This window comes from Bythopirellula superficialaquae, assembly GCF_059632245.1.
The window spans coordinates 4,573,181-4,588,175 of sequence record NZ_CP197426.1 but is presented as its reverse complement, the minus strand read 5'-3'; the positions used below and the strand labels follow the sequence as shown (position 1 = coordinate 4,588,175).

Genomic DNA, 14,995 nt, shown 5'->3' with positions numbered 1-14,995 from the left:
CGGGAAATCAATTCTTTCCACAAGTGCAGTCATAGCATCCGTGATCCGCACAAGTTCGACACGTTTCTTCGAGACGCTTTTTGAGCGCCAGCCGGGCCCGATAAAGTCTGACGGCCGTATTGTTGGGAGTGATTCCCAGTCGAGTCGCGGCCTCCGTCACTGATTGGCCACCCAAATCAACAGTTGTCAAAAGTTCGCCATATTCCGGCTTAAGGGTCGGAATCAAATCTTTGAAACACTCACAGACAGTATTCTGCAGCTCGGCTAAGTCGTTTCGCTGCAACTCAACGTCAGCTCGATGCTGTTCAATGGCGCGCTTCTCGACATCTTTGTGGCGGTAATGATCGATCAATGCGTTTCTTAAAACTTGGAAGAACCAAGCGACAACCGTTTCCGCTTTGAGTGAGTCCTCCTGCTGCACAGACTTAGCAAACGCAGACTGAAGAATCTCTTCAGCGTCTTCAGGTGAGCCTACTCGCTTTTCCAGAAAGGCCAGAAACCTTTGGTGGCTTACTAATAGTTTCTGCAAAACTTCTGCATCAGGTTTTCCGTGTTCGATGTTCATAGTTAGCTTGTGGTCTATTTCTCAATCTTCGCCTCATACTCAGCAAACTTGTTCTTCAGTTCGTCGACGCAACCTGCACAACACACAAACACATCGCGACCGTCGACAGTGACTTTAATCGGCGTTCCCATCGAACCGAGTGCTTGATCGCTCACAGGGCACATCTTCTGGGCTTCAACTGCCTCCCGATCAGCAACAGAAAGGTCGGCTAAGGCTTCGTCCATCTCTGTTTTTCCTTCACTCATGTGTTCATCCTGGACATGTTCCTCGGCCGTGACCGGACTGACTTCCTTCTCGGAGCCGCAGCCGAGCAGAAATCCGAATGAATAAACAACGACTGTTCCCCAAAGTACTAATCGAGACATTTGCTAAACCTCCAGTTAAGTTTGTTAAGATTGGGCTAAAATAGGATCAGACATTTTGCTTGACTTTTCAGACCAAGAATTCTCAATCGCTTGCCTATGCAATTTCTTCCACCGATATTTGCGCACTTGGTAAAAAAGTACAGGGAGTAAGAGATCGACAACCTCGTCGGAAACGAGGATTCCTCCTAAGACGGGAGCTGCCATGGGACGCATGATTTCCGAGCCAGTGCCGGTAGCCCACAGCATCGGAGCAAGTCCAACCATGGTCGTTAGCTCTGTGAGCAATTTGGGCCGGGTCCTGTGGACGGCACCGTCCATAACGGCTTGACGCAGTTCAGCAAGTGTCATGTTCTCAAGGCCTCCCCGCTCTTCGATAGCCTCACGCAAGTACACGAGCAGGACCAAACCGTTTTCAGTCGCCAATCCAAAACAAGCGATGTAACCAACCCACACAGCAACGCTAAAATTGAAACCAAAGAGCCACTGAAACAAGACGCCACCAGCAATAGCTCCCGGCACGGCCAGTCCCATAACCAACAAGGTGTCCACGAAATCGTGATAAGTGATATACAAAATTAAGAAAATCAGGGCGATCACGAGTGGAAACAGAATCGACAAAGTTCGCCTCGCGCGGACTTGATGCTCAAACTGACCGCTCCACTCCAAATACATTCCTGCCGGTAACTCGACTTGTTCCGCGACAGCGCGTTGTGCCTCCTCGACAAAGCCGACGATATCTCGGTCACGCACATTGAGTTGAACATAGGCACGCAAGAGCCCATTCTCGCTCTTGATCATCGAAGGACCCTCAACAATCTGAATGTCAGCCACTGACGCCAGTGGCACCTGTTGCGGAGTCGCCTCCTTTCCTAAGTTCCCGCCGGAAGCATCGTTCATTCCCTGGTTGGGTGAACCACTCACCAACAATTCCTTGATGGATTCTTCGTCGAGTCGAAAGTCGCGAGCGTACCGAACACGGACGGGAAAACGTTCGCGCCCTTCCACGGTCGTGGTGATGGTTTGACCTCCCAGCGCGACTTCGATGACATCTTGAATGTCGCCGACATTGATGCCGTAGCGCGCGGCTTTCTCGCGATCGATATCGATTTCTAAATAACCTTCGCCCACAATCTGGTCGGGAAACACATCCACCGCACCGCGAATTCCCTTAAGCACTTGTGCGACATGCTCCGAGACGCCCTGGATCTGATTGAGATCATCACCATACACTTTCACGCCAATCATGGTACGAACACCGGTCGCGAGCATGTCCACCCGATTGATAATCGGCTGCGTCCAAATATTGCCCCAGCCAGGCATTTGCACGACCGTATCCATCTCCTTGATGAGACCATCTTTCGTTCGCTGCCAGAGGAAAAGATTCTCAGCAAAAGTGCCCTCGGCCTCGCGTCGCAAATCCTGGAGTTTCTCCATCGAAACTTCGCCACCTGTCCACAGACCCTTTTGTTGGCTCAGTTCTACCAACTGAGTAACCGCCTGCCATGTATAAGCCGCCCCTCCCATGTCGATCAGTTCCCAATTCAATACCTTAACCCGTTCGCTCCACGCTCCGTCGTACGTTTGATGGACATGGTCAAGCACTTGGCTGAAGAACGTCTCGCGTTTTTCGCCGAGAAGTTCTTGAAGATTGGCAAATAGTTCTGCCGGAGTCGAGCGGGAGAGGAGTAGCAGATCCGCGCCTGGCTTAACCACCTGCCGCTGAGCAAGCAGGTCGGCAACACCTTGGGTCAATCGAGTCACGGCAACAAGATCCGGGCGACCTACCAATAGCTTGCCATACTTGGCCACCAGTTCACCGTTCATCGCCTGCATATCGTCGTTCGAAAGCGGCTTCAAAAGCCGTCCTTCATTTTTCAAAAGCTCAACCGTCTTTTCGACTGTCGCTGCTGTCAGTTGACTGGCGAGTTCCCTTTCAAACGACTGAAGCTGACGTAGAGCATGGGCACGCATGATTTCGTCAAACTTGCCGACCGCATACATTGTGGCATCATTGACGAGTCCTTCTCGCGAGTCTGGCTTGACTTTGATGAATCCTTCCTGCTCCATCTGGCCCAGGACGATATCCGTTTGCGCTAACGCATCGGCGTAATTCAGCTCACGCTTGGGCCAAAATTCATGAGGCAGTAGGTTGATGACAGTTTCCACCATGTCAGGAGGCGCAGGGTCGGTGGGAGTCTCAGCCCGACCGGCTTTACCAACGACCAACTCGACTTCGGGAAACAGTCGGATGATGGCATCGCGGGCCTTTAAGTCATCCGCCACTTGGGTGATGCTTGCGCGTGGGATCGTCACGGGCATATCCAAGATTGTGCCTTCGTCCAGCGGCGGCATAAACTCACGACCCAGCCGCGACATGTTGCGATCAGCAACAAACGCAATTAGAAAAAGGCTCATCACCATCGTGGCGCGACCAAGCAGGCGACGGCGGCCCAAAATCCAACTACAACCCACGGCCACGATCGGAGCTACAACCAGCATCATGGCATAGGGCGCGCGCAGGCTTGGACCGCCGTCGTGAAGATTGAAATTGATTCCCGTCGACGGCAGCAGTAACGCAAAACCAAACAGGGCCAACGCCCATATTCCCGCTACCAAGCGCCAGAGCCGCGAAAAACCTTGTTCCTCCTTGGCGACCGCCCAAACGGCGGAGAGCATCGAGATCGCAGCCACGATGCGGAAGAAGAGCCAGAAGAATCCTTCCCCGGTGATTGCTGGAATGAGTCCGACAATCAGAATCACACCGGTCATCCAGACGATTGGCCATGGATGATCCATCAGAAAGTTTAGTACCGGCTGGTAGATCTCGATCACACGCCTGACCAACCAGTTTTCTTCCTCACCACGAATACGGCCGCGCACCAAAGGTGGAATGACTGCAGGGATTAAGGTAATGGCCAGAATTGAAACCCCCAACAGGGCAAAGGTTTTTGTAAACGCCAGGGGATGGAACATCCGGCCTTCCATGCCCCCCAGGGCAAACACGGGCAGAAAGCTCACCACCATAATCAGTAGCGAGAAAAAGATCGGCCGGCCTACAACTTGCAAAGCAGGGATCAATAGCTCTTTGGTATCCCCATGCACTTTCGCTTTGCCAAAATGTTTGTGCAGCGTGTGCGCCCCTTGATCGACCATCACAATCGCGGCATCGACCAAGACACCGATAGAGATTGCGATCCCAGATAATGACATGATGTTGGAAGGAATGTGGAACAGCCGCATGAGGATGAAGGCCACCAGCACCGTCATCGGTAAAATTAGACAGATAATGAGGGCACTTCGCACGTGACGCATCACGAAAAAAATGGCGAGGCTCGCGACCGTAATCTCTTCGAAGAGCGTTTCAGTGACCGTATCAATGGCACTCTCGATCAGTCGGGTCCGGTCATAGAACGGCACAATACGCACCCCTTCAGGAAGTCCCGGTTGTAGTTGGGCGATCTTGTCTTTGATCGCTTCCGTAACTTCCAGAGGATTTTCGTCATAGCGCATGAGAACCACGCCACCGACGGCTTCATTCCCATTTTTTTCAAGGCTCGTACGACGCGCGGTCGAACCGTATTGAACGGTGGCCACATTGGAAACATAGACAGGCGTACCATTGACCCGCTTCAAAACAATATTCTCGACATCGCGCAACGACTCGATCCAGCCGACGCTGCGAATCAGAAACTCGCTGCCGCCTTTTTGTACGACTCGCCCCCCCACGGCTGAATTCGACTTGGCAACGGCGGAATAAAGTTCGCCAAGCGTGATGTTGTAGGCCCGTAACTTAGCCGGATCGACATCGATCTGATATTCAATAGGGTAGCCGCCGACGGAGGCCACTTCGGCGACACCAGGCACACTGTAAAGTTGATAACGTACAAACCAGTCCTGGATTGCCCGCAATCGACCAATATCGTAACCGTCTCCTTCAACCGTGTACCAAAAGATTTGACCGAGCGCCGTCGCATCGGGTGCCAAATAGGGTTTCACTCCCGTGGGGAGAAATGTTTCCGCAATCGAAAGTCGCTCCAGCACTCTCTGCCGTGCAAAATAGAAATCGATGTCATCCTCAAAAATGATGTTGATCATCGAGAAGCCAAATTCCGAAGTCGCCCGGATGGCTTTCACGCCCGCCAAACCCTGGAGATTCACCGACAACGGATAAGTGACCTGATCTTCAACTTCACGCGGGCTGCGACCCATCCAGTCAGCAAAGACGATGACTTGGTTCTCAGAGAGATCGGGAATTGCATCAATCGGCGTGTGAAAGAGCGCATACACTCCCCACCCCGCGACTAAAAGTGCCGCAGCGATAACTATGAAAGGGTTGCGGATCGAATAGGCGATGATTTTTTCAATCATGGTGTCTTGTCGCGGATAAATATGGAGGCAGTCGTGGCGCTGTTCGGCTCGACCGAAATCGAGTGCTAACCCGCCAATTCGCCACGACTGCTAATGTTGATGACTTGCTGCTGCTGGATTGGTCGTTGATTGTGTTCTGCTCTTACTCCGCAACTTGTCGACTTTCGACACCGTCTCGTCAGGGTGCTCCTGGGCTTCCATTTCGCACCCGATGCAACAAAGAAACACGGGCTGTCCGTTAACCACAATTTTGACCGGCACACCCATCGAACCTAGCGGTTCACCAGTGACGGGACAGCTCACTTGCTGGACGGCCAGCTCGCGATCTGCGGGAGACAGTTTCTCAATTTGCGCCAGTTGAGCCGTCGAAAGCCCGCCCGACTTTTTGGCGGTTGCCCGCGTCGTTGATGAAGTGGCCGTGCTTGAACTACTGCCGTCATCTCCAGCCGCATTGCTACTCGCGCCAAAATAGGCCGAGGCAGCAGCCGGGTTGAGTCTTGTTTCGGCATCGAGCAAGAAGGAACCGGCAGCGACAATTCTGTCCGCGGTCGTCAGTCCGCTTATGACCGGATAGTAGCCCCCGGTACGCGGCCCGAGCTTGACCTCCACTCCCTCGAACATTCCTGGCTCACGTTCGACGTAGACGACCTTATGCATTCCCGTATCAATCACCGCTTGCTCGGGAATACTCAGCACGGTATCCACTGGAGGTGGGGCGAGTTTAGCCAGAAACTTTTCAGGGCTATCAAGCAATGGCGTTTTGCATCCCGCGCAACAGATAAACACCGTCTGCTCATTGACAGTGAGTTTGATGGGATCGCCCATGCTGCCAAGCTTCAGTCCCGTGACTGGACAAATCTTCTGAAAGGCGATGAGTGTCGCATCGTCTGTAGAATCTGCCTTCTCGGTGGACTTCGCCAATTCGCTCTTAAACGGCTCTGTCTCACTCATGGGGGTTCGCACGAAAACCGTGGCGAACATTCCCGGTCGCAATAGCAGCTCAGGATTATCTAGCAACACCCGTATCCGATTCGTGCGACTCTCCGCATTCAGTTCCGGATAGATGAGGGCAATCTCACCGACAAAAGTCCTGCCCGGCACTCCCTCAACAGAGGCTTCGATTTCTTGGCCCGCTTGCAAGAAAGGGAGATCGCGCTCATAGACATCGGCTTCAATCCAAACGGTCGACAAATCTGCAATCTTAAACAGCACAGTGCCAGATTCGACCGAAGCCCCTTGGACCACATTTTTTTCAATCACTTGGCCTGCGAGGGGAGAGCGGATCAATAATTTTGCCACGGATTCATCACTCGCTAGGGCTTCGTCGATTTCTGCATCGGCAACGCCAAGCAATTTAAGACGCTGACGAGAACTGGCGATCAGATCCGTGGAACTGTGCTTCTTGGCCAGCAGGAGTTCTTGCATACTGCTGTACAAATCTGGGCTATAAATTTCAGCCAAGGGTTGCCCTTCGTCGACCTGCTCAAACGTCTTGTCAACGTAGAGCTTCTCCAGATAGCCGCCCACCCGCGTGACAATTTCTGACAGACGAGCCTCGTCGTATTGAACGTATCCAACGGTGCGAACTTCTTTCACTAGCGGCATATAACCCACGGGGACGGTCTTTACGCCCGCCAATTGGACACGCTCGGGAGAGAGTTGCACTCGCGTCAAAACTCCCTCGGGAAGTTCCGGCACTTCACCCTTCTTGCGGAGTGACAAAGGCATGCCGCAGATCGGACAGCTTGGCACCGCACCGTTAGGTTCGCGCCCTGGCCGAATCACCGTGGGATGCATCGGGCAATAGTATTCGGTGTCAGAACTACCAGCAGCAGAAATAACATCTGGTCGCGTCCAGCGATCCCAATAAGCTTCCAGGGTCGTCCAGTAGGCCATCAGTATGCCGATGCCGATGAAGAGGCCGATGAAACGCAGCCTCACCTCGATAGCTCGAAAAGCAAATTTCGCGCGTTTCCAGCGAGATTGGCTATCGCTCTTCGGATCAATTGGCACCGCAGCTTCAGGGGGCTGAACTATCGTACTTGGATCGTTCTCGCGAGCATTAAGCAACGGTTTTTGGTCATCGTTAACAGGCATCGAACTATTTCCAACGGCTTGTTGTATTACGGAAGAAACCCGACCCCGTTTTCACGGAGCCGGGTATCAGAGTCAAAGGTCTTCACGACCAATTTGGAAAACGTGGACCTAGTTTTCGGCCCCAATCTTCGCCATGAGCTTTTCATGCTCGGCCAAAGCTTTTTCTAGTGCGGCGTCGATATCGTCGCAGCACTTCATCGTCCCAGCTCCATCGACCATTTCCATCTTGCACATCTCATCCATTTGCGCGTGAGCCTTCATGGCGTCGGCCAAATTCTTTTCGATGGCATCCAAAGCGGCTAGTGTTTCCTTGTCACTGCTGACTTTGCGAATCTCTGCATACTGAGTTTTCGCAGCCGTAATATTGTGGCCCACACCGTCGGCTTCATGTTGGGCAATCCGTTGGTTGACCGAGGGCGCTTGACGGGCGTACGTGCGATACCCGCCGGAGTAGTCGCGGGCATGGCGAATCGACCGCCCCGCGGAATTGCCCCAGAAAGGCGTGCTGTAATCACCGGCAGCTTTCCTATTCACGGGTGGAGCGGCGGTCAGGTGATTGGCCACAAAAACCGACAACATCAAAATGGCTACACTTGTAATTCCTAAAACTTTTTTCATCGAAAATCTCCCTAAAGTAATCATGTGAACCGCCTGTGAAGTAAAAGCCCTGGCCTAGGCGTAATACGTGGCCAGGGCTACTCAACTCATTAACGGCTGTTGTACTTCCGTGAATCCGTCTTCGGCAGTGACCAAGTCGGAATGCTGGACCGACTAGAATTACCGGAATACGAACGGCTGTAGTTACCCGAAGTTGCAGGTGCCGGTGCATAAGAGTACCGACGACCGGAACTTGTGGGAGCCGCTGTCGCAGTTGCTTGCTGGCAAGGCTTGTTGTTAGAAGTTGCGGCAGCTTCTTGCTCAGCGACAGGAGCTTGAGAGAATCTGCGAGCTTCCGCTACTGGGGCCTGCGCCACAACCGGGCCCGGTACATCGCGAATGACCGGTGATTCGACAATCACTGGGGCACTGCGAGGAGCACTGTATCGATAGGCAGGCTGAGATCGTCTCACACTCCGCGAAGTCGATTGCTGCGCTTGGCTGTAAGGCCTAAAGTCGCCCCGCGCTTTCGCCGTGCCCAAGGCTTCTCCGGCCTGACCGACACTCGGTCCCACAAGACTGATTGCCAAAATCAAGATAAATACTTTACGAGCGTTCATCAAACACCTCCGCCTCAAAAATGGCCGTCGAAAGTCTGTCACCCAATCGGATGACAAAATGTTGGGCTTTCGTGGCAGGATTCTTTGTGTAAGTCGCGGCACAGGTACAGAGTGCTACAACTAAGGACCTATAGGAAATGAAACCTGTCGTGCGTAAGAAACCTAGCAATTACGCTAAGCGCGCACGTAGAGCGCTAACTCAGACCTGAAGACAGGTGTGCTTCGTGACAAGAGTTTCCGGAGTATGAGTGTCCCCGCAGAGATCCGAAGCTGGCATGGAAGGCCGCTGTCCAAACGTAAGTTCGCAGACCGCACAAGATACGGCAGGAGTGATCTTCACGAGATCACGCAAATCTTGTTCGGTCGTCTTGGTCGGCTGTTGGCTCTTTTGAGGGGTGCTTTCGCAGCAAACCGGCCCGCAGTGGCAATTCGCTCCACAGCAGCAATGCTTGATCACATGGCTAATGGAATTAGCGACTGGGCAATCCGCCATCGCGCTTGGAAAACAGAACCCCCCGGCTGTGAGGCTCAGCGAAAGGCTGGCCACCAGAAACCATCGGAAGTAGCGGGAGGCGAGTGTCATGATTCAAGTATAAGTCATAGGGGAAAGCCGGGCTATCCCGGCATACAATCTCATCGCTCATTGCGCAGAGACGGTTCACTTTGGCTTATTAACTTGCGAATAGTGTGCCGGTGAGAAGGTGGCCTGGGAATTGAGGCTTTTTCTCCACAAAGACTCTAGCTCTGTAGTGCCGGCAATACCATAAGTCTCTTGAACCGCAAGATTTATGCCGATCTGATCGCTTCGGCGAGCAAACTCATGGATTTTCTCAGGTGGTCCCACTTGATGCAGACAGCGTGCCACGGACGCACACTGACCATAGAAGACGCCCACTTTGTCTGACGCCGGATAAGACTTCGCCGTCAGCAGGGAGGCGAGGGAGAAAGCTGAGCCCTGATTTAGCCCGTTACGGAGGTCGCGTTGATGAAGTGACTGTTTGGACTGCGAATCCGCCAAGAGGGCCAATCCTTCGTCATACCATAAGGGAGGAGGGCCATCGCGAAAGTGATCCGCGATTAGGACGTGCGTCAGCTCGTGGGCTAAAACCTCCTGCAAGTAATTAGGTACATCGGTACGTAGATCAATTCGCCGACTTTGCACCGCCCCAGTTTCTGGCCTAACTAAAGACGAGCCGAGCGTTTCCATGGCTTCCCTTCCAACGACAGCGCCATATTTGTGTTTGCTCAAGAAAAGAAAAACTTCACATTTCGGGCTCCAACAGGTGCTCTCCGCAGTAAATCCATGGGCAGCGGCTAGCAAATCGCGAACTTCTTCGCAGTGCAAAGCGACGTGCCTGGCTTCATCGTCACTTTGAAACGAGCGCACTTGGAAATTGGTGCTTGTCGCGATCCAACATCCTTGCTGCCGAGTCTGCGTCAGGCGATGCGTTTCCTGGCAGGTACAAGAGGTAGCGTCACATGCGATGACCCAGCTCGATGAGATCCCACTTAACAACGACAATAGTAAGAGAGGTGGGATGAGGAGTTGGTGCATGGACTCGTGGTGCATTAAAGAATGAGTTGATCAGTTGCACCTGAAGCAACCCTCATTCCGCCGATTTCCGGAAAATCTGCTTACGCTCTAAGCCTTGTGGTGCTATGGCTTTACCGTGTCGCAGCAAATGCCTAATTGGCAGATAGTCGTCAACGCTGCTAAATAGCGCGGCAAAGGTCTGCTCTGATTACCGGCATTCCTGATAGCCCACTCATCGACTTTTCCGGTCCGGTAATCTCTAGCTGCCGCTCCACGCAAAAGTAGCCGAATTCGTCGCATTAGGCCGATTAATCGATACAGTCGTTTCGCACGACATGTCCGAAGCCCACCTTGCTAACCCGCCGCTTCCGACCCCTGAAATCCCTCAGTTTGGAACAGCAATGTCCACGGGCCCTAAAGCACTATGCGCGGTAAGTGCCATCGTTTTGTTAGTTTTGCTCAACGGCTGTTGCAACGGTGCCACTAATAGGCGATCGACTTCTCAGTCCCCCAGCGGGCAGCAGTCAGTTGTTCTACCAACGAGTACGCCGGCTACGCCCACTGTCTCAGCAGCTACTGTCGAAAGTACTTCAGATGAGGCAGCCCCTTTGCCACCTATTGAAGACTTTGAATCGCAGGCTGTTCATTCCGTCGCGTTCGTGGACCCCGACCTGGAAGAAATTCCTACACCGGACTCTGCCATCCTGGATTCATCACCCGGAGAGTTAAACGCTGATGTTTTGGTTGCGGAAGTACTCGCCGTGAACCCCGATGTCCGCTCGGCCTCGGCAGCTTGGCGGGCAGCAGCTCGTCGCTATCCCCAAGAAGTCGCCCTAGATGACCCGATGTTCGGTTATTTATTGGGGCCTGGTTCATGGGGAAGTGACGATGTCGATGATGCGTACATGGTAGAGATTTCTCAAAAGATTCCTTGGCACGGTAAGCGACAGTTACGAGGCAACAAAGCTCGAGCCGAAGCAAATGCTGCCTTTCATGATGTCGCTGAAGAACGTCTCCGCGTCGCGGAAGTTGCGAGACTGGCGTTCTACGAGTATTACCTCGCCTACCGGCAAATCGACGTGCTCAACGAGTCAACCCAATTGCTCACGGATTTTCGCGAAATCGCCGTAAGCAAGTATGAATCATCTAGTGTTGAGCAGCAGGACGTTCTGTTAATTGATGTCGAGCTTGCCGAGCAGCAGCGACGACTTCTGGAGTTAACGCGTCAAGAACAGGTCGCGCGGGCGAGGATCAATACTCTGTTACTCACCGCTCCAAATGCGACTTTGGCACCCCCTCCAGTCGAATTGCCCACAGAAGCAACTTTGATCCCCGCCGAAGACCTCCGTGGGATCGCGATAGCTCAACGGCCAGAACTTGCTGCCCAAGCCGCTCGCATTCGGGCAGAGCGCTACGAGTTATCCCTAGCTTGTAAGGAGTTCTATCCTGATCTCGAATTTGTCGGACGGTATGATGCCTTCTGGCAGGTGCCGGAAGATGACTTGCGTCCCATGGTGGGGATGAATCTCAACCTGCCCATCTACAAGGACAAACGCTTTGCAGCAGTGGCTGAAGCACGATCAAGAATTGCTAAAGAGCAATCCGACTATGACGCCAAGACCGTTGAAATCGCCTATGAGGTCGAACAAACTTACCGACGAGTAGAAGAAAGCCAGCAGACCATTGCGCTTTATGAAGAAAAGATTCTCCCTACGGCGCGTCACAGCATCGACTCGGCGCGTGCCAGCTATCTTGCGGGCAAACTTGATCTCTTAAGGCTCATCGAATCCCAACGACAGCTGCTCCTGTTGCAAGACCGGTATTTTGAAGCAGTCGCCGAATATCATGCGCGTTTGGCTGAATTGGAACGTGTGATCGGTGTATCCCCTTACGCTCTTGCACCCGTCGAGTAGCTTATCAAGGGCAGTCGTAGTTTTCTCTTGATCATCTGCGCCAGTTACGCGACTTCTGAAGTGCCATGTTGTTGTAGAAACCAGTGAACATCCTGAGCGGAACGGTCATTGCTGAATCAATGAAAACTAGCCGAAAATCTTACTCCAAAATTGACTAAGAAGTTGGAATCCACTATCCATGTCGGCGGGGTTCAGTCCGGCCTCGAACGCCATCTCTTGGTAGACAGAGGCCCACCCTTCTGGTGGAGAAGTCAGCATAGCGGGAATGGCATGTGTCGCACGGAGATCAAACGTTCGTGTTACAGCCGCGCGAATCTCTTCAGGTAGTGGATTGTCAATTGTTAGAAAGAGGACCAAATCAATGAGATCCTTGGTCCGAGTATTGGGGCGGTCAGACCATGGTCGCGTGTAGGCGTGAACTTTCTCAGCGAACTGCTGCGATCTTGGAATCGCTGAAGCGCGTGCCGGAGGAATTCCTGCAAAGCCAAGATAATCTTGCCCCACCAATTCCTCGGGATCCGACAGCACAGGATCGCCAAAACCAACATCGAGATGGAACTTCGCAAAGGTTCGTCCAGCCAGCAGCGCATTGACCGGGAATCTTGCTCCACCATCCGGAGCGCCCTGCAGCTCGGAACTCGGCTCACCAATTTGGAACACGAAATTGTCTCCGTGATCGTGATCAGCTGCGGCCTGCAACTGTTCGCGAACCTGCCGAAGGCGTTCACTCAAAACGGCGTCAATGGTTTTGACCGATAAGTCTATGTCCTTCGTTGTCCTGGCCCGGGGACGGTATCGCAGTTCCATGGCGTACCCTCCCTTAAGAAGCCACGGCGGATTCGCCGTATGAAACAAGCGGGCGAGCAGCCGCTCGATCACTACTTTCAATCGCAGTGAATTCAGCGGCACTCCCGTTTCGGCGTGGAGAGTCTTCAGCCGTTCTTCAAGCGATGTGCGAAATGCAGCAGCAGCCTTGTACGATTTACCCATGGCGGGGATTATCGCACGGCGGAGATCATTCGGGAAAGGCGGCTTAGGTTGGGCGATGCCTTGGCTGCTGTGGCAAGTTGAGATTTGCGAACCAGTCCGCGATCAATTGCCTGACGGACGGCTTTCTTCAGGTGCTCATCCGCGATTGTTTTGTCGACTGCGACATCGACAAGCGTTCGAAGTGGCGTGGTGACGGAGTATCCCTGTCGTTCCTCAATTTCTGTTGGAACTAGAATCGCTCGATGGAGTACAACTCCTTTTCCTGCCGCTTTGCGAAAAGTCATCGGGACTGTGAGGTGGATTTTTGTTGGCAGCAGATCTGAAAGTTCGTGTGTTGCGAGTGCCGTTTGATGTGAGGCCACCGATTGCGGACGGTCATTGCGGTCACGACTCCAGAATGACAGCTTCACCAGATCGTCGTATTCGCTCGCAGGAATTTCCGGCAGGCGATAGAACCCGTGTCCGGCCCGCTTGAAGTTTTTTCGTTGCAGGTGGTAGTCGATGTGCTGGGAGAGATAGCCAAGTTCGGCGGCTTGCTTGGCCGTGAAATAGCCAGCCTGACTCTGAGCCAGAGCGGTCAGTTCCCGAAGTGCGGCTTTGGTTGGGCGATATTGCATTTGCATAGACACTCAAATAATTTGAGGTATTATGCAATTGTCTGAGGGCGAAAGCAAACGTTCTTATGTCTGCACCGCAAACATTTTCGCTGAAAAGCCCGGATTTGACGGCTATTCCAAAAACCCCTGCCGCGACAGCCAATCGCCAAGGGCTTCTTCGACGATATCCTGCTGAGTATCCGGCTTGGCGTGCTTAAGCCGCTGCTCCAGATAAGCCCGCCTGAGTGCCTGAGCCGTGCGGTGTGGTAGTCGAATCGTTACCGGAACAAGCACCTGATCGAGCACTTCGCTCGCACCGGGCGTTTCTTGATTGGAACGCCTCGCGGAACGTCGAGTCCTGGCGGGCACGGGTTCACTCGCCATTTGATTTTCCTTCGGCGATACTTCAACCTCGATAGTCTTCTCGTCAGCCTTCGCGGGTGGCGCGACCGTCGGCGATGCAGTCGTCTTTGATTGCCCTTTGATGAACGCCAGTTTCTCCGGCGTCATGTCCATTGCTGCTCCTAGTGATCTTCTCTCAACCATTTTCTACCTTTTGCCTCCCTGCTTGTTGCTTGTTTGCCACGACATCGCCAACTAACTCGCTAAACAGTGCACCCATGTCGGCAGCTGCCTGCGCACCTTTGCGACCGAATCGTCCTACCACCGTCCCCTGTTGAGCCGCGTCCCGGTACGCCTGAAGATCACGAATGACGTTCTGTGCAACCTGTAATCCAAGCTTTGGCGCACCTTCCCGAAGTTCATGACTGATGGTGTCGCGGGTCTTCATCTTGTTGAGGACAAGTCTGCCATCGGGTTTGCCTCCGTTGATTCCTTGGGCGTACCGAAGCACTTGAGTAGCTCCGGCGACCGACCGCACATCAAGAATTGAAGGCGAAATTGGGAAAACGGCCAGATCGGCGAGAATGAGCAATGTGCGGCTTAGGTCTTCAAGCCCTCCCGGAGCGTCCCCGACTAGAAAATCATGGCTTGAAATCAATTCTTGGGCTTTTATCAGGCATTCTTCCGGTGTGTCTGCCACCCGAACGGTGATTTTAGGTTCTACCTCAGCGATCCACTCTGAACTCGAACGCTGTTTGTCGGTGTCGAGCAACGCCGTTCTAAATCCTTGGTCGAAGAGCCACACGGCAAGGTGCGTGGCGAGGGTGCTCTTGCCCACGCCGCCTTTGGAGTTTGCGCAAACGATCATCATGTTTTCGACCCTAGCGCGAAAGCATCCTGACTGACAAGCATGTTTTTTTGCAGGGATACTTTCTTCCTGTCTGACAATCCTGCTTGTCTGCCGGTTTGTCAGTCACTCGTGAAGCATCACGGCAAGAATGCCTGCCT

12 protein-coding genes are annotated in these 14,995 nt (G+C 53.2%); 1 reads left to right on the top strand and 11 read right to left on the bottom strand.

Going from position 1 to position 14,995, the window contains the following annotated elements; genetic code table 11:
• Window positions 1-7 precede the first annotated feature (7 nt).
• The 7 genes from SH678x_RS18980 to SH678x_RS18950 all read right to left on the bottom strand — a co-directional run bounded on the left by SH678x_RS18980 (window position 8) and on the right by SH678x_RS18950 (window position 9,819).
• Window positions 8-565 carry an RNA polymerase sigma factor gene (locus tag SH678x_RS18980; RefSeq protein ID WP_496920025.1) on the bottom strand — a complete coding sequence of 186 codons (558 nt, stop codon included), beginning with the start codon at window positions 563-565 and terminating at the stop codon, window positions 8-10.
• Window positions 566-579: 14 nt separating this feature from the next.
• Window positions 580-930: a hypothetical protein gene (locus tag SH678x_RS18975; RefSeq protein ID WP_496920024.1), complete on the bottom strand. Its 351-nt coding sequence runs from the start codon at window positions 928-930 to the stop codon at window positions 580-582.
• A 24-nt stretch (window positions 931-954) separates the two neighbouring features.
• A complete protein-coding gene (locus SH678x_RS18970) occupies window positions 955-5,298 on the bottom strand; it encodes an efflux RND transporter permease subunit (RefSeq protein WP_496920023.1) in 4,344 nt (1,447 codons plus the stop codon).
• A 90-nt stretch (window positions 5,299-5,388) separates the two neighbouring features.
• Window positions 5,389-7,395: a hypothetical protein gene (locus tag SH678x_RS18965; RefSeq protein ID WP_496920022.1), complete on the bottom strand. Its 2,007-nt coding sequence runs from the start codon at window positions 7,393-7,395 to the stop codon at window positions 5,389-5,391.
• A gap of 108 nt (window positions 7,396-7,503) precedes the next feature.
• Window positions 7,504-8,013 carry a hypothetical protein gene (locus SH678x_RS18960; protein ID WP_496920021.1) on the bottom strand — a complete coding sequence of 170 codons (510 nt, stop codon included), beginning with the start codon at window positions 8,011-8,013 and terminating at the stop codon, window positions 7,504-7,506.
• Between the two features lie 89 nt (window positions 8,014-8,102).
• Entirely contained in the window at window positions 8,103-8,612 is a 510-nt protein-coding gene (locus SH678x_RS18955; protein WP_496920020.1) for a hypothetical protein, read from the bottom strand.
• A gap of 658 nt (window positions 8,613-9,270) precedes the next feature.
• Window positions 9,271-9,819 (bottom strand): hypothetical protein, encoded by a 549-nt coding sequence (locus SH678x_RS18950; RefSeq protein ID WP_496920019.1) that lies wholly within the window; start codon window positions 9,817-9,819, stop codon window positions 9,271-9,273.
• 935 nt (window positions 9,820-10,754) lie between these two features.
• On the opposite strand from SH678x_RS18950, the gene SH678x_RS18945 reads away from it, so the two are divergent.
• Window positions 10,755-12,059 carry a TolC family protein gene (locus tag SH678x_RS18945; RefSeq protein ID WP_496920018.1) on the top strand — a complete coding sequence of 435 codons (1,305 nt, stop codon included), beginning with the start codon at window positions 10,755-10,757 and terminating at the stop codon, window positions 12,057-12,059.
• 126 nt (window positions 12,060-12,185) lie between these two features.
• On the opposite strand, the gene SH678x_RS18940 is transcribed toward SH678x_RS18945, so the two are convergent.
• From SH678x_RS18940 to SH678x_RS18925, 4 genes are all read right to left on the bottom strand, one after another.
• Window positions 12,186-12,938, bottom strand: coding sequence for a nucleotidyl transferase AbiEii/AbiGii toxin family protein (locus tag SH678x_RS18940; protein WP_496923085.1), 753 nt, complete (start codon window positions 12,936-12,938; stop codon window positions 12,186-12,188).
• A gap of 119 nt (window positions 12,939-13,057) precedes the next feature.
• Complete coding sequence (locus tag SH678x_RS18935) at window positions 13,058-13,666, bottom strand: type IV toxin-antitoxin system AbiEi family antitoxin domain-containing protein (RefSeq protein WP_496920017.1); 609 nt, start codon at window positions 13,664-13,666, stop codon at window positions 13,058-13,060.
• 111 nt (window positions 13,667-13,777) lie between these two features.
• On the bottom strand, window positions 13,778-14,155 hold the full coding sequence (locus tag SH678x_RS18930) for a hypothetical protein (protein WP_496920016.1): 378 nt from the start codon (window positions 14,153-14,155) through the stop codon (window positions 13,778-13,780).
• A 28-nt stretch (window positions 14,156-14,183) separates the two neighbouring features.
• Complete coding sequence (locus SH678x_RS18925) at window positions 14,184-14,858, bottom strand: division plane positioning ATPase MipZ (RefSeq protein ID WP_496920015.1); 675 nt, start codon at window positions 14,856-14,858, stop codon at window positions 14,184-14,186.
• Between the last annotated feature and the right edge of the window lie 137 nt (window positions 14,859-14,995).